Source organism: Streptomyces sp. NPDC048523 (genome assembly GCF_043199815.1).
Taxonomy (GTDB): Bacteria; Actinomycetota; Actinomycetes; order Streptomycetales; family Streptomycetaceae; genus Streptomyces.
In genome coordinates this window covers 1,414,652-1,434,325 of record NZ_JBICWQ010000001.1, presented here as the reverse complement: position 1 = coordinate 1,434,325, position 19,674 = coordinate 1,414,652, and the positions used below count along the sequence as shown (strand labels likewise).

At 70.8% G+C, this 19,674-nt stretch carries 16 protein-coding genes; 4 read left to right on the top strand and 12 right to left on the bottom strand.

Going from position 1 to position 19,674, the window contains the following annotated elements; genetic code table 11:
- The first annotated feature begins 32 nt into the window (after positions 1–32).
- A complete protein-coding gene (locus ACGFWE_RS06550) occupies positions 33–908 on the top strand; it encodes a shikimate dehydrogenase (RefSeq protein WP_393598339.1) in 876 nt (291 codons plus the stop codon).
- 7 nt (positions 909–915) lie between these two features.
- Here ACGFWE_RS06550 and ACGFWE_RS06545 read toward each other — a convergent pair whose 3' ends face one another.
- The 8 genes from ACGFWE_RS06545 to tkt all read right to left on the bottom strand — a co-directional run bounded on the left by ACGFWE_RS06545 (position 916) and on the right by tkt (position 11,312).
- Positions 916–2,379: a membrane-associated oxidoreductase gene (locus tag ACGFWE_RS06545; RefSeq protein ID WP_393598337.1), complete on the bottom strand. Its 1,464-nt coding sequence runs from the start codon at positions 2,377–2,379 to the stop codon at positions 916–918.
- Positions 2,380–2,478: 99 nt separating this feature from the next.
- A complete protein-coding gene (locus tag ACGFWE_RS06540; protein ID WP_393598335.1) occupies positions 2,479–3,066 on the bottom strand; it encodes a histidine phosphatase family protein in 588 nt (195 codons plus the stop codon).
- A 7-nt stretch (positions 3,067–3,073) separates the two neighbouring features.
- Positions 3,074–3,952, bottom strand: a complete 879-nt coding sequence (gnd, locus tag ACGFWE_RS06535; RefSeq protein ID WP_352382503.1) for a phosphogluconate dehydrogenase (NAD(+)-dependent, decarboxylating) — start codon at positions 3,950–3,952, stop codon at positions 3,074–3,076.
- Positions 3,953–3,962: 10 nt separating this feature from the next.
- Positions 3,963–5,615 (bottom strand): glucose-6-phosphate isomerase, encoded by a 1,653-nt coding sequence (gene pgi / locus ACGFWE_RS06530; protein WP_393598333.1) that lies wholly within the window; start codon positions 5,613–5,615, stop codon positions 3,963–3,965.
- Entirely contained in the window at positions 5,608–6,543 is a 936-nt protein-coding gene (opcA, locus tag ACGFWE_RS06525; protein WP_352381094.1) for a glucose-6-phosphate dehydrogenase assembly protein OpcA, read from the bottom strand. The genes pgi and opcA overlap by 8 nt, the downstream gene beginning before the upstream one ends.
- A complete protein-coding gene (gene zwf, locus ACGFWE_RS06520; RefSeq protein WP_352381092.1) occupies positions 6,540–8,075 on the bottom strand; it encodes a glucose-6-phosphate dehydrogenase in 1,536 nt (511 codons plus the stop codon). Before zwf ends, opcA begins: the two co-directional genes overlap by 4 nt.
- Complete coding sequence (tal, locus tag ACGFWE_RS06515; protein ID WP_352381090.1) at positions 8,072–9,217, bottom strand: transaldolase; 1,146 nt, start codon at positions 9,215–9,217, stop codon at positions 8,072–8,074. The genes zwf and tal overlap by 4 nt, the downstream gene beginning before the upstream one ends.
- Before the next feature lie 19 nt (positions 9,218–9,236).
- The gene (tkt, locus tag ACGFWE_RS06510; RefSeq protein ID WP_393598330.1) at positions 9,237–11,312 is read right to left on the bottom strand and encodes a transketolase; all 2,076 of its coding nucleotides are present in this window, start codon (positions 11,310–11,312) and stop codon (positions 9,237–9,239) included.
- A gap of 146 nt (positions 11,313–11,458) precedes the next feature.
- Here tkt and ACGFWE_RS06505 point away from each other — a divergent pair, with 146 nt between their 5' ends.
- Positions 11,459–12,373, top strand: coding sequence for an AraC family transcriptional regulator (locus tag ACGFWE_RS06505; protein ID WP_393598328.1), 915 nt, complete (start codon positions 11,459–11,461; stop codon positions 12,371–12,373).
- Between the two features lie 10 nt (positions 12,374–12,383).
- Positions 12,384–12,770: a VOC family protein gene (locus ACGFWE_RS06500; RefSeq protein WP_393598326.1), complete on the top strand. Its 387-nt coding sequence runs from the start codon at positions 12,384–12,386 to the stop codon at positions 12,768–12,770.
- Between the two features lie 48 nt (positions 12,771–12,818).
- Here the strand turns inward: ACGFWE_RS06500 and ACGFWE_RS06495 are convergent, their stop codons facing one another.
- Positions 12,819–14,207 (bottom strand): glycoside hydrolase family 16 protein, encoded by a 1,389-nt coding sequence (locus ACGFWE_RS06495; RefSeq protein ID WP_393598324.1) that lies wholly within the window; start codon positions 14,205–14,207, stop codon positions 12,819–12,821.
- 226 nt (positions 14,208–14,433) lie between these two features.
- Complete coding sequence (locus ACGFWE_RS06490) at positions 14,434–15,243, bottom strand: SDR family oxidoreductase (protein ID WP_352381082.1); 810 nt, start codon at positions 15,241–15,243, stop codon at positions 14,434–14,436.
- Positions 15,244–15,307: 64 nt separating this feature from the next.
- Here ACGFWE_RS06490 and ACGFWE_RS06485 point away from each other — a divergent pair, with 64 nt between their 5' ends.
- Positions 15,308–16,093 (top strand): helix-turn-helix domain-containing protein, encoded by a 786-nt coding sequence (locus ACGFWE_RS06485; RefSeq protein WP_393598322.1) that lies wholly within the window; start codon positions 15,308–15,310, stop codon positions 16,091–16,093.
- Between the two features lie 3 nt (positions 16,094–16,096).
- Here ACGFWE_RS06485 and ACGFWE_RS06480 read toward each other — a convergent pair whose 3' ends face one another.
- Entirely contained in the window at positions 16,097–17,335 is a 1,239-nt protein-coding gene (locus tag ACGFWE_RS06480) for an Ig-like domain-containing protein (RefSeq protein WP_393598320.1), read from the bottom strand.
- Between the two features lie 126 nt (positions 17,336–17,461).
- Positions 17,462–19,564, bottom strand: coding sequence for an MMPL family transporter (locus ACGFWE_RS06475; protein ID WP_393598318.1), 2,103 nt, complete (start codon positions 19,562–19,564; stop codon positions 17,462–17,464).
- Positions 19,565–19,674: the final 110 nt, after the last annotated feature.

The following is a 19,674-nucleotide window of genomic DNA, read 5'->3' as shown; positions in this document are numbered from 1 at the left end:
TCGTACATTAGTGCTCGGCTCGGGAGGTCCGTGTGGCCAAGGACTCGTTTCTCGTCGGACTGATCGGCGCCGGTGTCGGTCCCTCGCTGAGCCCGGCGCTGCACGAGCGGGAGGCGGACCGGCAGGGCCTGCGTTATCTGTACCGGCTCATCGACATCGAGGTGCTCGGGGTGCGCCCCGAGGCGGTCGGCGAACTGCTGCGCGCCGCCCGTGACCTGGGCTTCGACGGGCTGAACATCACCCACCCCTGCAAGCAGCTGGCCATCGGGCACCTGGACGCGCTCGCCCCGCAGGCCGAGGCGCTCGGCGCGGTCAACACCGTCGTCTTCGAGAACGGCCGGGCGACCGGCCACAACACCGACGTCACCGGCTTCGCCGCGTCCTTCGCCCGCGGACTGCCCGACGCACCCCTGGAACGGGTCGTCCAGCTGGGCGCGGGCGGTGCGGGGGCGGCCGTCGCGCACGCCATGCTCACCCTGGGCGCCGGGCGGGTCACCGTCGTCGACGCGCTCGCCGACCGGGCCGCCGACCTCGCCGCCTCCCTGAACCGTCACTTCGGCGAGGGCCGGGCGGCCGCGGCCCTCCCCGACCGACTGCCGCAGCTGCTCGCCGACGCCGACGGCCTCGTGCACGCCACCCCCACCGGCATGGCCGCCCACCCCGGTCTGCCCCTCCCGGCCCGCCTGCTCCACCCCGAACTGTGGGTGGCCGAGGTCGTCTACCGCCCGTTGGAGACGGAACTGCTGCGCACCGCTCGCGCACTCGGCTGCGCCACGCTCGACGGAGGTGGGATGGCGGTCTTCCAGGCCGCGGACGCGTTCCGGCTGTTCACCGGGCGCGAACCGGACGCGGCGCGGATGCTCGCGGACATCGCGGAGCTGGCGGGCGTGGTCGGCGCTCCCAAGTAGCCCGGTATCACTGGCGGTTGACGGTCCGGGTCACACCGGCGAAGACCGTCGTCGCCAGGATCCAGCCCGCGATGACCAGTGTGTACGACAGCGATTGGTACCACCCCTGCGGCGCGAAGGCGCCCTCCTGGCCGAAGGAGATCACCGGCAGCAGCAGGTCGAGGGTGTAGAACAGTGCGTTGAAGTGCGGGGCCTCGTCCGCCTTGAGCGGTGGCGGGTGGTGGAGGCTGTAGGCGACCGTGCCGACGGCGAGCAGGGAGAGCAGCCAGACGCAGGCCCGCAGGGGGTGGAAGCCGTAGCCGACGGTGGCGTCCTGGACGTGGCCCCACAGGCGCCCGTACCAGGCGAGGGTGGCGCGGTGGCGGCGCTGCTTGGCGAGCTGGACCAGTCGTGCGGCGCGGTCGTCGCCGATCCGGCGGTAGGCGGCGGTCAACTGCTCGTAAGCGTGCGGGACATAGCCCTCACGGTCCCGCTCCAGCATAGGCAGACGGCGGTCGGCGGGCTCCTGGGGGGTGAGCGAGGTGTAGACGAGCTTGTTGAACTGCACCTCGTCCGGCACCACCTCGGGTTCCAGGAACAGGTCGTCGATCTGGGCGCGGCGCAGGCTCAGGGTGCCCTGCATGGGCGGCCCCTTGCGCAGCCAGAGCTCCCCGATGGTGGAACTGTTCGCCCTGAGCGCCGCGTCGCCCGGGTTCGACAGATGCGCGTACGAGAAGTCGAGCCGGCCCGCGATCCGCGCGCCCCGCAGACCGATCCAGCCGAAGGTGTGCACCCGGCGCAGATGGACGTCGCCCTCCACGACGAGGGTCTGCGCGTCGAGGACGATGTCGCCGGGGTGGCTGAGCCGGGCGTCGATGAGGTTGACGGAACCGGCGACGGTGGCACCGTTGAGGCGGACCTCGCCGTGGGCGCGCAGGCCCGGCGCCCACAGGTCGTCGCCGATGCCCATGTGGTTGAGCTGGAGCGCGGGTTCACCCGCGTCGACCGCGGTGATCTCGGCGCGGTCCATGAACAGCGCTCCGGCGATCTGTGCCCCGCCGAGCCGCACCGGGCCGTTCACCTTGCAGTCCGTCAGCCGCAGTACGGCGTCCACGCGCATGGTGGCGGCGGTCAGTCCGGGCAGCACGGAGTTGCTGAGGTTCAACTGGCGCAGCCGGCAGCCGTACAGCAGCGGGGTGTCCTCGAAGAAGCACCGGCTGAGGCGTACCGCGTGGTCGACCGTCCCGTACTGGAGGCCGAGCACCCCGGTGATGCGGGCGCCCGCGAGCTTCAGGGCGGGTATCTCCCCGTCCTCGACCGGGCCGTTGAGCATCAGCGCCCGCAACACGACGGCCCGGACCGTGCGTTCGGGGCCCCACGCGTCGCCGGCCGCCACGTCCTCGTCCTCGGCCGTACCGAAGTCCACGGCCTCGCCCTTCGGGAAGGCACGCCACACCCGCAGTTCGGCCGGGGTCAGATTGTCGATCTCCATCAGCCGTGACTCTCCAACGCACACGCCACGGTGTCAACACGCCCCGGGGACGACGACGGCCCGGGAGCCTGTGCTCCCGGGCCGTGCGCAACTGCCGTTCTAGACCCTGGTGTTCCACTCCGCGATCACCGGACGGTCGTGTTCCATGGACAGCCGGCTCACCGTGCCGGTCGCCAGCTGGAACAGCCGGCCCTCCGCCGGGGCGAGCCCCAGCCGGCGGGCCGTGAGGACGCGCAGGAAGTGGGCGTGGGCCACGAGGACCACGTCACCGTCGGCAAGGGCGGCCTCGACGCGGGCGAGGACCCGGTCGGCGCGGCGGCCGACCTCCCCGGGTGATTCGCCGGGGTGTCCGTCCGGGCCGGGCGGAACCCCGTCGGTCCACAGGTCCCAGTCGGGCCGGGTGCGGTGGATGTCGACCGTGGTGACGCCCTCGTAGGCGCCGTAGTCCCACTCGTGGAGGTCGGGGTCGGTCCGGGCCCCGGTGAGACCCGCCAGCTCGGCGGTGCGTATCGCACGGCCCAGCTCACTGGTCAGGGCGAGCGAGAAGGACCGGCCCGAGAGGAGCGGAGCGAGTGACTTGGCCTGTTCCTCGCCGTGCCGGGTGAGGGGCAGGTCGGTCCAGCTGGTGTGCTGTCCGGACGCGCTCCACTCCGTCTCGCCGTGGCGGACCAGGAGGAGATCCCCCATGACGCGCCTACTTCTTCGCTTCGACGGCGTGCCCGCCGAACTGGTTGCGCAGTGCCGCGACCATCTTCATCTGCGGGGAGTCGTCCTGACGGGACGCGAACCGCGCGAACAGCGAGGCGGTGATCGTGGGCAGCGGCACCGCGTTGTTGATGGCCGCCTCCACGGTCCAGCGGCCCTCGCCGGAGTCCTCCGCGTAGCCCTTGAGCTTGTCCAGGTGCTCGTCGTCGTCGAGGGCGTTGACCGCGAGGTCGAGCAGCCAGGAGCGGATGACGGTCCCCTCCTGCCAGGAGCGGAACACCTCCCGCACGCTGTCCACCGACTCGACCTTCTCCAGGAGCTCCCAGCCCTCGGCGTAGGCCTGCATCATGGCGTACTCGATGCCGTTGTGGACCATCTTGGAGAAGTGCCCGGCGCCGACCTTGCCCGCGTGGACATAGCCGTACGGCCCCTCGGGCTTGAGCGCGTGGAAGATCGGCTGGAGCCGGTCCACGTGCTCCTTGTCGCCGCCGACCATCAGCGCGTAGCCGTTCTGCAGACCCCACACGCCGCCGGAGACACCGGCGTCGACGAAGCCGATGCCCTTGGCGCCCAGCTCCTCGGCGTGCTTCTCGTCGTCGCTCCAGCGGGAGTTGCCGCCGTCGACCACGGTGTCACCGGGGGAGAGGAGGTCGCCGAGCTCGTCCACGACGGACTGGGTGGCGGCGCCGGCCGGAACCATCACCCACACCGTGCGCGGCGCCTCGAGCTTGTCGACCAGTTCGGACAGGCTCGCCACGTCGGACACTTCGGGGTTGCGGTCGTAGCCGACGACGGTGTGGCCCGCGCGGCGGATGCGCTCGCGCATGTTGCCGCCCATCTTGCCGAGGCCGATCAGGCCGAGCTGCATCGCTGTCATGTCAGAGCACTTCCTTCAGTTCACGGTAGGCGGCCACCAGGGCGGTGGTGGAGGGGTCGAGACCGGGGACGTCGGCACCCTCGGTCAGGGCGGGCTCGACGCGCTTGGCGAGGACCTTGCCGAGCTCGACGCCCCACTGGTCGAAGGAGTCGATGTTCCAGACCGCGCCCTGGACGAACACCTTGTGCTCGTAGAGGGCGATGAGCTGGCCGAGCACGGAGGGGGTGAGCTCCTTGGCCAGAATCGTGGTCGTGGGGTGGTTGCCCTGGAAGGTGCGGTGGGCCACCTGCTCCTCGGCCACGCCCTCCGCGCGCACCTCCTCGGCGGTCTTGCCGAAGGCGAGCGCCTGTCCCTGCGCGAACAGGTTGGCCATCAACAGGTCGTGCTGTGCCTTGAGTTCGTCGCTCAGCTCGTCGATCGGTCGGGCGAAGCCGATGAGGTCGGCCGGGATGACCTTGGTGCCCTGGTGGATCAACTGGTAGTAGGCGTGCTGTCCGTTGGTGCCGGGAGTGCCCCACACCACCGGTCCGGTCTGCCACTGGACTGGGTTGCCGTCCCGGTCCACCGACTTGCCGTTGGACTCCATGTCCAGCTGCTGGAGATAGGCGGTGAACTTCGACAGGTAGTGCGAGTAGGGCAGCACCGCGTGCGACTGGGCGTCGTGGAAGTTGCCGTACCAGATGCCCAACAGGCCCAGGATCAGCGGTGCGTTCGCCTCGGCGGGCGCGTTCTGGAAGTGCTCGTCGACGATCCGGAACCCGTCGAGCATCTCCCGGAAGCGGTCCGGGCCGATGGCGATCATCAGGGAGAGGCCGATCGCCGAGTCGAAGGAGTAGCGGCCGCCGACCCAGTCCCAGAACTCGAACATGTTGTCCGGGTCGATGCCGAAGTCCGTGACCTTCTCGGCGTTCGTCGACAGCGCGACGAAGTGCTTGGCGACGGCCTTGTCGTCGCGCAGACCCGCCGGGCCGTCGAGCAGCCAGGTGCGGGCCGACGTGGCGTTCGTGATCGTCTCGATCGTGGTGAAGGTCTTGGACGCGACGATGAACAGGGTCTCCGCCGGGTCCAGGTCCCGCACGGCCTCGTGCAGGTCGGCGCCGTCCACGTTGGAGACGAAACGGAACGTCAACTCCCGTGCCGTGTAGGCACGCAGGGCCTCGTAGGCCATCGCGGGGCCGAGGTCGGAGCCGCCGATGCCGATGTTGACGACGTTCTTGATCCGCTTGCCGGTGTGACCGGTCCACTCGCCGGAGCGGACCCGGTTCGCGAAGTCGCTCATCGTGTCGAGGACGGCGTGCACACGGGGCACGACGTTCTCGCCGTCGACCTCGACGACCGCGCCCGCGGGGGCGCGCAGCGCGGTGTGCAGTACCGCCCGGTCCTCGGTGAGGTTGATCCGCTCGCCGCGGAACATGGCGTCGCGGAGCCCGAACACGTCGGTGGCGGCGGCCAGTTCCTGGAGCAGGGCCAGGGTCTCGTCGGTGATCAGGTGCTTGGAGTAGTCGATGCGCAGATCGCCCACGCGCACCACGTACCGCTCCGCGCGCCCGGGGTCGTCGGCGAACAGCTCACGCAGATGCGCGTGCTGTTCGGCTCGGTGGTCCTCCAGGGCCGTCCACTCGGGGCGACGCGTCAGAAGAGGGGAGTCAGACATGAGCAGGGGTCTCCTCGGTGGCCTCGCCCTGCAGGGCGACGGCGTACATCTCGTCGGCGTCGAGGCGGCGGAGCTCCTCGGCGATGAGTTCGGAGGTGGTGCGGACCTTCAGCGCGAGGGTCCGGGGGGGCTGGCCCGGCAGGGACAGCGTGGCCAGCGGGCCCTCGGGGCGGTCGATGACGATCTCGCCGTTCGCGGTGCCCAGACGGACGGCCGTGACGACCGGACCGTCGGTGACCACGCGGTCGATCCGCACCTTCAGCCGCGCCTCCAGCCAGCGCGCGAGCAGTTCGGCGGCCGGGTTGTCGGCCTCGGCCTCCACGGCCCCGGAGATGATCTCCGCGCGGGCCTGGTCGAGGGCCGCCGCGAGCATCGAGCGCCACGGGGTCAGCCGGGTCCAGGCGAGGTCGGTGTCGCCCGGCGCGTAGGAGCGGACCCGGGTCTCCAGCACCTGCATCGGGTGCTCCACCGCGTACAGGTCGGTGATCCGGCGCTGGGCCAGCGCGCCCAGCGGGTCCTTGGCGGGGTTCTGCGGCGCCTCCACCGGCCACCACACGACGACCGGGGCGTCCGGCAGCAGCAGCGGCAGCACGACGGAGTCGGCATGGTCGGAGACCTCGCCGTAGGTCCGCAGGACGACCGTCTCGCCGGTTCCGGCGTCGGCGCCCACCCGGACCTCGGCGTCGAGGTGCGAGTTGGTGCGGTCGCGGGGGGTGCGGGCGTGCCGCTTGATGACGACCAGGGTGCGCGAGGGGTGCTCGTGCGAGGCCTCCTCGGCCGCCTTGATCGCGTCGTAGGCGTTCTCCTCGTCCGTGACGATCACCATCGTCAGGACCATGCCCACCGCGGGGGTTCCGATGGCGCGGCGACCCTGCACCAGCGCCTTGTTGATCTTGCTTGCCGTGGTGTCGGTCAGGTCGATCTTCATGGCCTGCGCCAGCTCCGTCCGTCTCGTGCGAGCATCTCGTCGGCTTCCTCGGGTCCCCAGGTACCCGACGCGTACTGCGCCGGACGGCCGTGGTTCGCCCAGTGCTCCTCGATCGGGTCGAGGATCTTCCAGGACTCTTCCACTTCCTGGTGACGCGGGAACAGGTTGGCGTCCCCGAGCAGGACGTCCAGGATGAGCCGCTCGTAGGCCTCCGGGCTGGACTCGGTGAACGACTCGCCGTAGGCGAAGTCCATCGTCACGTCCCGGATCTCCATCGAGGTGCCCGGCACCTTCGACCCGAACCGGACCGTCATGCCCTCGTCCGGCTGCACCCGGATGACGATGGCGTTGGAGCCGAGCTCCTCGGTGGCCGTGGAGTCGAAGGGCGAGTGCGGGGCCGTCTGGAAGACGACCGCGATCTCGGTGACCCGGCGGCCCAGCCGCTTGCCGGTGCGCAGGTAGAAGGGGACGCCCGCCCAGCGGCGGTTGTCGACGTTCAGCCTGATGGCCGCGTACGTGTCCGTCGTGGAGGCCTGGTCGATGCCCTCCTCCTCCAGGTACCCGAGCACCTTCTCGCCGCCCTGCCAGGCACCCGCGTACTGTCCGCGCACGGCGTGCGCGCCGATGTCCTCCGGCAGCTTCACGGCCCTGAGGACCTTCAGCTTCTCGGTGAGCAGCGACTCGGCGTCGAAGGCGGCCGGCTCCTCCATGGCGGTGAGCGCCATCAGCTGGAGCAGGTGGTTCTGGATGACGTCACGGGCGGCGCCGATGCCGTCGTAGTAGCCGGCCCGGCCGCCGATGCCGATGTCCTCGGCCATCGTGATCTGGATGTGGTCGACGAACGACCGGTTCCAGATCGGCTCGTACATCTGGTTGGCGAAGCGCAGCGCCAGGATGTTCTGGACGGTCTCCTTGCCCAGGTAGTGGTCGATGCGGAAGACCTGGTCCGGCTCGAACACGTCGTGCACGAGGGCGTTGAGCTCGCGGGCACTCTTCAGGTCGCGGCCGAACGGCTTCTCGATCACCGCCCGCCGCCAGGACCCCTCGGGCGCGTTCGCCAGGCCGTGCTTCTTGAGCTGCTGGACGACCTTCGGGAAGAACTTCGGCGGTACGGAGAGGTAGAAGGCGTAGTTGCCACTCGTGCCGCGGGCCTTGTCCAGGTCCTCGACGGTCTGGCGCAGCTGCTTGAACGCCGTGTCGTCGTCGAAGTCGCCCGGGATGAACCGCATCCCCTCGGCGAGCTGCTGCCAGACCTCCTCACGGAACTCGGTCCGCGCGTGCTCGCGTACGGAGTCGTGCACGATCTGCGCGAAGTCCTCGTCCTCCCAGTCCCGGCGGGCGAACCCGACGAGCGAGAAGCCCGGCGGGAGCATGCCGCGGTTGGCGAGGTCGTAGACGGCCGGCATCAGCTTCTTGCGGGACAGGTCGCCGGTGACCCCGAAGATGACGAGCCCGGAGGGCCCGGCGATCCGCGGCAGGCGCCGGTCGCGCTCGTCGCGCAGGGGGTTGTCCCAGTCGGCGGTGATGGTCATTCCGCGTCCACTCCCTTGCTGTTCAGCGACTTGGTGACGGCGTCCAGCAGCTCCTGCCAGGCGGCCTCGAACTTGGCGACACCCTCGTCCTCCAGCTGCCGCACGACCTCGTCGTAGGAGATCCCCAGCGCCTCGACGGCGGCCAGGTCGGCGCGGGCCTGCGCGTAACGGCCGCTCACCGTGTCGCCGGTGATCTCGCCGTGGTCGGCGGTGGCGTTCAGCGTGGCCTCCGGCATGGTGTTGACCGTGCCCGGCGCGACCAGGTCGTCGACGTAGAGGGTGTCCTTGTAGGACGGGTCCTTCACGCCGGTCGAGGCCCACAGCGGGCGCTGCTTGTTGGCGCGGGCGCCGCCGAGCGAGGTCCAGCGCGGACCCGCGAAGACCTCTTCGTACGCCTGGTAGGCGAGCCGCGCGTTGGCGAGCGCGGCCTTCCCCTTGAGCGCGAGGGCCGCGTCCGTGCCGAGAACCGTCAGCCGCTTGTCGATCTCGGAGTCGACGCGGGAGACGAAGAAGGAGGCGACGGAGTGGATGGCCGAGAGGTCGAGCCCGTTCTTGGCGGCCTTCTCCAGACCGGCCAGGTAGGCGTCCATCACCTCGAGGTAGCGCTCCAGGGAGAAGATCAGCGTCACGTTGACGCTGATCCCGAGTCCGATGACCTCGGTGATGGCGGGGAGACCCGCCTTCGTCGCGGGGATCTTGATCATGACGTTCGGGCGGTCCACCAGCCAGGCGAGCTGCTTGGCCTCGGCGATCGTCGCCGCCGTGTTGTGGGCGAGGCGCGGGTCGACCTCGATGGAGACCCGGCCGTCCCGGCCGCCGGTCGCGTCGTACACCTCACGCAGCACGTCGGCGGCGGCGCGGACGTCGGCCGTGGTCATCATCCGTACGGCCTCGTCGACCGTCACGCCCCGGGTGGCGAGGTCGCTCAGCTGCTCCTCGTAGCCCGCTCCGGAGCCGATGGCGGCCTGGAAGATGGACGGGTTGGTGGTGACGCCGACGACGTGCTTCGTGGCGACGAGTTCGGCGAGGTTGCCCGACTCGATCCGCTTGCGTGACAGGTCGTCCAGCCAGATGGAGACGCCCTCGTCGGACAGGCGCTTGAGTGCTCCCGCGGTCGCGGTCGCTTCGGTCACAGTGATCATCTTCTTTCTGGCGGTCGGATCAACCACGCGCGGCGGCCAGGGATTCCCGGGCTGCCGCGGCGACGTTCTCGGCGGTGAAGCCGAACTCGGCGAACAGGACCTTCGCGTCGGCGGAGGCGCCGAAGTGTTCGAGGGAGACGATGCGTCCTGCGTCACCTGTGAAGCGGTACCACGTGAGACCGATGCCGGCCTCGATTGCGACGCGGGCTCGCACGGACGGCGGAAGGACGCTCTCCCGGTACTCCCGCGGCTGCTCCTCGAACCACTCCACGGACGGCATCGACACCACCCGGGTGCCCGCCCCCTCCGCCTCCAGCTGCTCCCGCGCGGCGACGGCGAGCTGGACCTCGGAGCCGGTGGCGATGAGGACGACGTCGGGAACCTCCGTGGAGGAGTCCCGGAGCACGTACCCGCCCTTGGCCGCGTCCGGGTTCGGGGCGTACGTCGGCACACCCTGGCGGGTGAGTGCGAGGCCGTGCGGGGCCGGGTTGGTGGCGTGCCGCTTGAGGATCTCGGCCCAGGCGGTCGCGGTCTCGTTGGCGTCGGCCGGGCGGACCACGTTCAGGCCCGGGATGGCGCGCAGCGAGGCGAGGTGCTCGACCGGCTGGTGGGTCGGGCCGTCCTCGCCGAGGCCGATGGAGTCGTGCGTCCAGACGTAGGTGACGGGCAGCTGCATCAGGGCGGACAGGCGCACCGCGTTGCGCATGTAGTCGGAGAACACCAGGAAGGTGCCGCCGTAGATCCGCGTGTTGCCGTGCAGCGCGATGCCGTTCATCTCGGCCGCCATCGAGTGCTCGCGGATGCCGAAGTGGACGGTACGGCCGTACGGGTCGGCCTCCGGGAGCGTGTTGCCCTTCGGCAGGAAGGAGCTGGTCTTGTCGATGGTGGTGTTGTTCGACCCGGCGAGGTCGGCGGAACCGCCCCACAGCTCGGGGAGCACCGGGCCCAGCGCCTGCAGGACCTTGCCGGAGGCGGCACGGGTGGCGACGGAGGAGCCCTCCTCGAAGACCGGGATCGCGGACTCCCAGCCCTCGGGGAGCTGGCCGGCGACGATCCGGTCGAAGAGCTCGGCCCGCTCGGGCTGCTCACCGCGCCACACGGAGATCTGCTTGTCCCAGGCCGCGTGCGCCTCGGCGCCCCGGTCCAGGGCCAGACGGGTGTGGCGGATGACCTCGTCCGGGACCTCGAAGCTCTTCTCCGGGTCGAAACCGAGAACGCGCTTGGTGGCGGCGACCTCGTCGGCGCCGAGCGCGGAGCCGTGGGCGGCCTCGGTGTTCTGGGCGTTCGGGGCGGGCCAGGCGATGATCGTGCGCATCGCGATGATCGAGGGGCGCTCGGTCTCGGCCTGCGCCGTCTTCAGGGCCGCGTACAGGGCGTGGACGTCGATGTCGCCGTCGGCGCCGGGCTCGATCCGCTGGGTGTGCCAGCCGTAGGCCTCGTACCGCTTCAGCACGTCCTCGGAGAACGCGGTGGCGGTGTCGCCCTCGATGGAGATGTGGTTGTCGTCGTAGACGAAGACCAGGTTGCCGAGCTTCTGGTGGCCGGCGAGGGAGGAGGCCTCGGCGGAGATGCCCTCCTCCAGGTCGCCGTCGGAGACGATCCCCCAGATGGTGTGGTCGAAGGGGGACTCGCCCTCGGGGGTCTCGGGGTCGAAGAGGCCGCGCTCGTAGCGGGCGGCCATCGCCATGCCGACGGCGTTGGCGACACCCTGGCCGAGCGGCCCGGTGGTGGTCTCGACGCCGGCGGTGTGCCCGTACTCGGGGTGACCGGGCGTCTTGGAGCCGTGGGTGCGGAACGCCTTGAGGTCGTCCAGCTCCAGCTCGTACCCCGAGAGGTAGAGCTGGGTGTAGAGCGTCAGCGAGGTGTGCCCGGGGGAGAGGACGAAGCGGTCACGGCCGGTCCATTCGGGATCGGCCGGGTCGTGACGCATCACCTTCTGAAAGATCGTGTACGCCGCGGGGGCCAGGGCCATCGCGGTGCCCGGGTGCCCGTTCCCGACCTGCTGCACGGCATCCGCCGCCAAGAGGCGGGCGGTGTCGACGGCACGCCGGTCGAGTTCGGTCCATTCGAAGCTGTCCGGTGTCTGCGTGCTCATCTTCAAGAAGTCCTCGATCGGAGCGGGATGGCTGGTCTGACGTGTTCAAACTTAAAAGTCTGACTTTTACGGGGGAAGGTCGCGGTGTGTCAGCCTGTGGTGAAAGTGGGACACGGAACGCTCCAGGCAGGCGGCACGAGCACGACATGGCGGACAGAACACCCCAAGCCTCCGTCCAAGGCGGAGACGGTGACGGCGGAGTGGACGGGATCAGAACGTTCCCCTTCCCCAGCGAACTGAGTGTGTGCGGAGTCGGCATGCAGGTCGGCCCGATGGGAGCAGGGCGCACCTGGCACGCGGATGCCCCGTTGGAGCGCGTCCACCGCATCGACTTCCATGTCGTGATGCTCTTCGACGGCGGCCCCGTGCGCCACATGATCGACTTCGCCGAGTACGAGGCGACGGCGAGTGATCTGTTGTGGATCCGTCCGGGCCAGGTCCACCGCTTCTCACCCACGAGCGAGTACCGCGGAACCGTCCTGACCATGCAACCGGGCTTTCTGCCGCGGTCGACGGTGGAGGCGACGGGGCTCTACCGCTACGACCTGCCGCCGCTACTGCGGCCCTCCGACGCCCAGTTGGCGGGCCTGAAGGCCTCCGTGACCCAGCTTCAGCGGGAGTACGAGGACTCCTCGACGCTCCCGCTGAGTCTGCACACCTCTGTCCTGCGGCACTCGTTGACGGCGTTCCTGCTGCGTCTGGCCCACCTCGCGGCGAGTTCGGCGGAGGCCGGGCGGCGGGCCGAGTCGACGTTCACCCTGTTCCGGGACGCGGTGGAGAAGGGCTTCGCCAGCAACCACAGTGTCAGCGCGTACGCCGACGCGCTCGGCTACTCCCGCCGGACCCTGGTGCGCGCGGTGCGCGCCGCGACGGGGGAGACCCCCAAGGGGTTCATCGACAAGCGGGTCGTACTGGAGGCGAAGCGGCTGCTGGCCCACACGGACCTGCCGATCGGGCGGGTGGGGGCGGCGGTGGGATTTCCCGACGCCGCGAACTTCTCCAAGTTCTTCCAGCAGCACACCGACATGACACCGGCGGCGTTCCGGACCGAACTCCGGTAGGAGGTGCCCCATGGCCCGACTGCGAGACATCGTCTTCGACTGCGCCCACCCCGCGGCCGTGGCCCGGTTCTGGGCCGCCGCGATGGACGGCTGTGCCGTCGCGCCGTACGACGACGAGGAGTTGGCCCGGCTGCGGACCCTCGGGATCACGGACGTCGAGGACGACCCGACCGTGCTGGTGGAGTCCTCGCGGGGCGGGCCGCGGCTGTTCTTCCAGCTGGTGCCGGAGGGGAAGAACGTCAAGAACCGGGTTCACCTGGATCTGTCCGCCGCCGACCCGGAGACGGAGGCCGAGCGGCTGACCGGTCTCGGTGCGACCGTCGTGGCCCGGTACGCGGACCATCTCGTGCTGACCGATCCCGAGGGCAACGAGTTCTGTCTGTTCGTGGCGAAATGATGCCCCGCGAGGCGGCGACCACCCTCGCGAGGCATCCCGACGGCCCGGTCAGTGGCCGAAGTTGAACCAGTTCACGTTCACGAAGTCCGCCGGCTGGCCGCTGGTGAAGGTCAGATAGACGTCGTGGGTGCCGGTGACGGCGCCGATGTTCGCCGGGACCGTTCTCCAGGACTGCCAGCCACCGGTGTTGGCGAGGGCGAAGCTGCCGACAGGAGTGGCGGTACGGCTGTCCAGGCGCACCTCGACCAGACCGCTGACACCGCCCGCCGCGCCGCTCGCCACCCGCGCGACGAACTGGGTCGCCGCCGTGGAACCGAAGTTGACGTTCTGGTACAGCGCCCAGTCACCGTTGGCGAGCGAGCCGATGTCCTGGCCGCCGCCGGTGTCCGTGGTGGTCTCGGCGCTCACACCGCTCTGGCTGTTGTACGACTCGGCCTGAATGGTGCTGTAGGCGTCACGGCCGCCGCTCGGTGGAGGGGTGGTACCGCCGCCCCCACCGGCCGACAGCACCTGCACGTAGTCCACGACCATGGGCACGCCGGACTGGGTGCCGGAGTCGAGCCCGCCGCCGAACGCGTCCGGGAAGGCCCCGCCCATCGCCACGTTGAGGATGACGAAGAACCCGTGGTTGGTGGCGTTGGTCCAGGTCGTCGCGTCCACCTGGCTGGCGTTGACCGAGTGGTACTGGGTGCCGTCCACGAGGAAGCGGATCGTCTCGGGGCTCACCGAGCGGTCCCACTCCATCGTGTAGGTGTGGAAGCCGGACTGGCAGGTCGAGCCCGGACAGGCGACGTTGTTGCCGATGCCCGTCGTCTCGTTGCACGGGCCGCCCGGGTTGGTGCCGCAGTGCATCGTGGCCCACACGCGGTTCATGCCCTGGACGTTCTCCATGATGTCCAGCTCACCGACGCTCGGCCAGTTCTGGTAGTTGCCGCGGTACGGCGCGCCCAGGGCCCAGAAGGCCGGCCAGTAGCCCTCGGCCGCCGTGCCGGTGACGTTGGGCATCTGGATGCGTGCCTCGACGCGCAGCTTGCCGCCGGCCGGTGGCTGGAAGTCGGTGCGGTTGGTCTCGATGCGGCCCGAGGTCCAGTTGCCGGCCGCGTCGCGGAGCGGGGTGATGCGCAGGTTGCCGTTGCCGTCGAGGGCGACGTTGCTGGTGCTGTTGGTCATCCTCTCGACCTCGCCCGTGCCCCAGTTGGCCGGGCCGCCGGGGTAGGAAGTACCTGTCGCGTACTGCCAGTTGGAGGTGTTGACGCCGGTCCCGGCGGAGCCGTTGAAGTCGTCGAGGAAGACCTGCGACCAGCCCGTGGGAGGTGCGGGGGCGGAGGCGTCGGCGGGGAGGGCCGCTGCTGTCGCGAGGGCGGCGGCCAGACCGAGGGTGCTCAGCACGGCGACGAGGGCCCGTCGCCGTCTGGGTGTGCCGGAGGTGTCACTCATGGGGGTGCTGCCTCTCGAGTACGGAGTGGGGGTGCGGGTGCGGGGGTGCCCTTTGAGCACGCTCTGAGAGCGCTCTCAAAGTGCGCCCAATGTGCTCTCGGCCACTCCGGTCGTCAAGAGGTGAAACAGTGAAAGTCACTGCGGTGCAGGTGAGTTCACCCAGTGAAGGGTGCGGATCGGCGCCGGCACCTCGGTCACCGCCGAGGTGCCGGCCCGCGAGTCCGCGTCAAGACCTGGCGGCGAGCGGCCGCCAGGCGTCCCACGTGTCCAGTCGTCGGCGATAGGCGGCTTCCACGACCGGATAGGGATACGTGCCCAGGAACAGGCGCAGGGGCGGCTCGTCCGTGTCGACCAGTTCGAGGACGACGTCCGCGGTGGCCCGGGGATCCTGCGGGGCGCGGGCGGCGGCTCCTGCCCGGCGGGCCTCGCGGATCGGGTCGTAGGCGGCGAGGGGGTCGGTGTGCACGGCGGAGGAGCCGGACCAGTCGGTGCCGTAGGGGCCGGGTTCGACGATCGTGACGCGGACGCCGAGCGGGCCGACCTCCTGGGCCAGCGCCTCGCTCATCCCCTCCAGCGCCCACTTGGAGGCGTTGTAGAGGCCCAGGGAGGGGAAGGCGGCCAGGCCGCCGATGCTGGACACCTGAAGGATGTGCCCGGCGCCCTGGGCGCGCAGGACCGGCAGAGCCGCCTGGGTCACCCACAGCGGGCCCAGCACATTGGTGTCCAGCTGGGCGCGGGCCTGTTCCTCGGTGGTCTCCTCGACCATGCCGAAAAGGCCGTAGCCCGCGTTGTTGACGACCACGTCGAGGCGGCCGAAGGTGTCGGCGGCCCGCCGCACGGCGGTGAGGGCGGCCGCCCGGTCGGTGACGTCGAGGGCGAGGGGCAGGACGCTGTCCCCGTAGGCATCGACGAGGGGCTTCAGGGTCTCGGGGCGGCGGGCGGTGGCGGCCACGCGGTCGCCTCGGGACAGTGCGGCCTCGGCCCAGATCCGGCCGAAGCCGCGGGACGCGCCGGTGATGAACCAGGTCTTCTTCATGCCCTCGACCCTGCGCCTGCCTCCGGACGGCAGCCAGTACCCCCGCAGGGTTACCCTTCCCGGCATGGCGGCCGACAACACGCTCGGAGAGTTCCTGAAGGCCCGGCGGGGCCGGGTCCCGCCCTCGCATGCGGACCTGCCCGCGCACGGCAGGCGCCGGGTCGCGGGACTGCGCCGCGACGAGCTGGCCCGGCTGGCCGGCATCAGCGAGCCGTATCTGACCCGGCTGGAACAGGGTGTGGACCAGCATCCGTCGCCGCAGGTGCTGCGGGCGCTCGCCCGGGCGCTGGAGCTGGACGCCGATGCCTCCGGGCACCTGTTCGCGCTCGCCGCGCCCGGTCCCGTACCGCCCACGGAGACCGAAGTCGCCCCGGACGTGCACCAGTTGCTCGACGCGTGGGCGGGCACTCCGGCGTATGTGCGCGACCGGAGGTTCGACGTGCTGGCCGCCAACAAGTGGGCCCGTGCGCTCGCCCCGATGTACGAGCCCGGTCACAACCTGGCCCGGGACATGTTCCTCGCCCCGGAAACCCGCCGGCTGTTCCCGGACTGGCCCGGGATCGCCGCGCAGACCGCCGCGGCCCTGCGCGCCGAGGCCGACCCGCGTGATCCCCGGTTCGCGCGGCTCGTCGCCGAGCTGGAGGCGGACGAGGACTTCCGCGAGCTGTGGTCTCGGCACGACGTGCGCCCCTCCCGCGACGAGCTCAAACGCTTCACGCATCCAGTCGTCGGGGAACTGGTCCTGCGGCGGCAGGCGCTCACCGTCGGGGGCGCCGAGCAGCAGGTGATCATCGTCTACCAGGCGGTCCCGGGCAGCCCCTCCGAGGCCGCCCTCGCCAGGCTCCTGTGACGTCTAGAGCGCGCTGCCGGCCTTCCAGTCCGACCACGTCAGGTTCCAGCCGTTGAGTCCGTTGGACGGTTCGACGGTCTTCTCGCCGGAGTTCTTCACGATGACGACGTCCCCGAGCATGGAGCTGTCGTAGAACTTGTAGCCGTCCACCGACGCGTCGTTCGCGCCCTTGGCGTCGTGCAGGCCGACGCAGCCGTGGCTGGTGTTCTGATGGCCGAACACCGCGGTGGAGGCCCAGTAGTTGCCGTGCACGAAGGTCCCGGAGGTGGTCAGGCGCTGGGCGTGCGGGACGTCGGAGATGTCGTACTCGTCGCCGAGCCCGACCGTCGAGGACTCCATGCGGGTCTGCTTGAACCGCTCACTGATCACCATGATCCCGGACCAGGTGGTGTGGTCGGAGTCGCCGCCGGAGACGGGGTACGTGGCGACGGTCCCGCCGTCCCGCTCGACGACCATCTGCCGGGTGCCGAGGTCGACCGTGCTGATCTGCTCGCGGCCGATGTGGAAGGTGACGTCCTTCGACTGCACGCCGTAGACGCCGTCCGTGCCCTGGACGTCCCTGAGCCGCAGACCGAGCGTGATCTTCGTGCCGGCCGCCCAGTAGGTCTCGGGCCGGAAGTCGAGCCGGGTGTCGCTGAACCAGTGGCCCACGATCTCGACCGCGGGTTCCGCGGTCACGGTGATCGCCTTCTGGACGGCCGCCCTGTCGGACACGGCGTGGCTGAAGTTGATCGACACGGGCATGCCGACGCCGGAGGTGGAGTTCGCCTCGGGCGTGAAGTAGCCCACGAACGTCTCGCCGGGGGCTGTGGTGGTGAAGGTCGAGGTCTGTGCGGTGCCGCTCTCCGCAGTCGCCTTGACCGTGTACGTGGTGCCCGAGTACGGGTTCTTCGACGAGGTCCACGTCGTCCGGGCGTCGTTGTAGGAGCCGTCGAGCGTGGAGCCGTCGTTGCCCGTGACCTTGACCGAGGTGAGGGTGCCGTCCGTCACCGTGACCACGACGGGGGTGGTGAAGCCGGCCTTCGTGGTGCCGTCCGCCGGGGTGACCGAGACGACCGCCTTCTTGGTCGCCGCCTGCACGGACGCGGTCGCCCCCGACCCCGGCGAGGCGTCCGCCGAATCTCCGCCGCCGCACCCCGTCAGCAGGGTCGCGGCCGGTACGGCGCCGAGCGCGGCGAGGATCCCGCGCCGGGACCACTTCTCCGACTGCCCGGACCGGTTCGATATGTGCGAGTCGCCCACTGCAGGCCTTCCTGAGACATCCGTCTTTGCGCATGCATCGTGCGCCTCGCACCTTGGGTGATCCTTTGAATCACCGGACCACCGGCTGAGATTCCGATGAGGACCCTCTGCGGGTGCCCGCCGCCGTCAGGCGTTCGTCGACACGGACCGCTCGGACGTGGCCGCCTCCCGCAGCCCGAACCGGTCGTGCACCGTGCGCAGCGGCTTCGGCGCCCACCAGGCCCGCCGGCCCAGCAGCGCCATGGTCGCCGGGACCAACAGCATCCGTACGACCGTCGCGTCGATCAGCACCGCCAGGGTCAGGCCGAGGCCGATCTGGAGGATGGGGGAGAACCCGCCGGTCATGAAGGCGCCGAACACGACCGCGAGGAGCAGCGCGGCACAGGTGACGACCCGCCCGGACCGGCGCAGCCCGGTCACGACGGCCTCCTCGTGGTCCTCGCCGCGCTGCCGGGCCTCCCGCATCCGGGCCAGGATGAACAGCTCGTAGTCCATGGCCAGCCCGAAGGCGATCGACACGATCAGCGGAGGTGCGGTCAGGCTCAGCGCGCCCAGGCCCGCACCGCCGAGCAGCCCGGCCCCGTGGCCGTCCTGGAAGACCCACACCACCACGCCGAGCGCCGCGCCCAGGCTGAGCAGGGTGGTCGCGATCGTGCGCAGCGGGATCAGCACCGAGCCGGTGAAGGCGAACAGCAGGACGAAGATGCCGGCCAGGACGGTCAGCGCCGCCCAGGGTGCCCGTTCGGCGAGCATCGCGCGGAAGTCGACCAGCCGGGCCGCGACCCCGGTCACCTCGACGGGCTCGTCGCCGCGCAGCTCCCGTACCCGCTCGACCAGGCCGGTGGCCGCCCCGCCGTCCACGCCGCCGGGCGGCTGGAGTTCCACGACGGTGTTGCCGCCCGGCAGTCGGCGGGACTCGGCGTTCGGGACCAGGGCGCGGATCCGGTCGGCGGTCGCGGTGCCGGTGCCGGGCTTGAGGACGACGACCACGGGGGAGACCCCGGTGCCCTTCGGGAAGTGCGCGTCGACGGTGTCGAACAGCCGGCGTGCCTCGGTGTTCGAAGGCAGCTGCCGGGCGTCGCCGATGGCGATCCGCATGCCGGTCACGGGCAGGGCGAGGAGCAGCAGGACCGGGACGACGGTGACCAGGACGGCGACCCGGCGGCGCTGGGCGAAGCGGGCCAGGCGGGCGAAGACACGGCCCTCCTCGTCCTCGGTACGCGCCTTCGAGGGCCGGATCCGCCCGCCGAACCTCGTGAGCAGCGCGGGCAGCAGGGTGACCGCGGCCAGCATGTCGACCACCACGACGGCGGCGACGGCCAGGCCCATGCTGCGCAGGAACACGCTCGGGAAGACCAGCAGCCCGGTCAGGCTGACGGCCACGGTGAGCCCGGAGAACAGGACGGTCCGGCCGGCCGCGTCGACCGTGCGGTGCACGGCTTCCACCACGTCGTCGGTGTGCCGGCGTTCCTCGCGGAAGCGGACCAGCATCAACAGGGCGTAGTCGACGGCGAGTCCGAGCCCGAGCATGGTGGTGACCTGGATCGCGTACACCGAGATGTCGGTGACCTGGCTGAAGGCGAACAGTCCGAGGAAGGCGCCCGCGATCCCGCTCACCGCGATCACCAGCGGCAGCGCGGCGGCGCGCAGTCCGCCGAACACGACGAGCAGCAGGGCGAGGACGACCGGAAGGGAGATCAACTCGGCGTTCTTCACGTCCTCCTGGGCGCGCTCGCCGAGCTGTCGCCCGAGCAGTTCGCCGCCGCTGACGTGGACGTCGGGCGCGTCGATGCGCTTGACGGTCTCGACGGCCGTGTCCGTCGCCTGCTCCTCGGCCTCGTCGCTGAGGCCGCCCTCGAAGGTGACGGGGATGATGAGCGCCTGTCCGTCGCGGGCGGTGAGACCGGGGGTGGTGTACGGGTCCGGTACCTCGGCCACCCCGGCGATCCTCCGGACCTCGGCGACGGTCCGCTCGACCTGGGCGCGCAGGGCCGCGTCGGAGACGGCCCGGCCCGCCACGACCGCGGTGACGGACTCGCCGGACGGGTCCACGCCGGAGAGGTGGTCGTCGGCCGTGTCGGACTCGGTGCCGGGCACGTCGGGCACGTCGTCGGAGAGGTCGGCGAAGACACCCGTCCCGAGGCCGAAGCCCAGGAGCAGGAAGGCGGCCCACAGGCCGATGACGGTCAGCGGGCGGCGGGTCGCCGCCCGGGCGAGGGTGGAGAGCACGGTCGCCTCCCGGCGAGTTGAGGAGTGGTACGGCCCTCAGACTCGCGGCGCGGGCGTGATCACCGGATCGCCGGGACGGGCGGTTTCCGGGCCTCCGCCGTACGGGTGAG

Coding starts and splice junctions, on each gene's coding strand:
- ACGFWE_RS06545 (WP_393598337.1), bottom strand. CDS start 2,379: ATGGAGATCGACAATCTGACCCCGGCCGAACTGCGGGTGTGGCGTGCC.
- ACGFWE_RS06540 (WP_393598335.1), bottom strand. CDS start 3,066: ATGGGGGATCTCCTCCTGGTCCGCCACGGCGAGACGGAGTGGAGCGCG.
- gnd (WP_352382503.1), bottom strand. CDS start 3,952: ATGCAGCTCGGCCTGATCGGCCTCGGCAAGATGGGCGGCAACATGCGC.
- pgi (WP_393598333.1), bottom strand. CDS start 5,615: ATGTCTGACTCCCCTCTTCTGACGCGTCGCCCCGAGTGGACGGCCCTG.
- opcA (WP_352381094.1), bottom strand. CDS start 6,543: ATGAAGATCGACCTGACCGACACCACGGCAAGCAAGATCAACAAGGCG.
- zwf (WP_352381092.1), bottom strand. CDS start 8,075: ATGACCATCACCGCCGACTGGGACAACCCCCTGCGCGACGAGCGCGAC.
- tal (WP_352381090.1), bottom strand. CDS start 9,217: ATGATCACTGTGACCGAAGCGACCGCGACCGCGGGAGCACTCAAGCGC.
- tkt (WP_393598330.1), bottom strand. CDS start 11,312: ATGAGCACGCAGACACCGGACAGCTTCGAATGGACCGAACTCGACCGG.
- ACGFWE_RS06505 (WP_393598328.1), top strand. CDS start 11,459: ATGGCGGACAGAACACCCCAAGCCTCCGTCCAAGGCGGAGACGGTGAC.
- ACGFWE_RS06500 (WP_393598326.1), top strand. CDS start 12,384: ATGGCCCGACTGCGAGACATCGTCTTCGACTGCGCCCACCCCGCGGCC.
- ACGFWE_RS06495 (WP_393598324.1), bottom strand. CDS start 14,207: ATGAGTGACACCTCCGGCACACCCAGACGGCGACGGGCCCTCGTCGCC.
- ACGFWE_RS06490 (WP_352381082.1), bottom strand. CDS start 15,243: ATGAAGAAGACCTGGTTCATCACCGGCGCGTCCCGCGGCTTCGGCCGG.
- ACGFWE_RS06485 (WP_393598322.1), top strand. CDS start 15,308: ATGGCGGCCGACAACACGCTCGGAGAGTTCCTGAAGGCCCGGCGGGGC.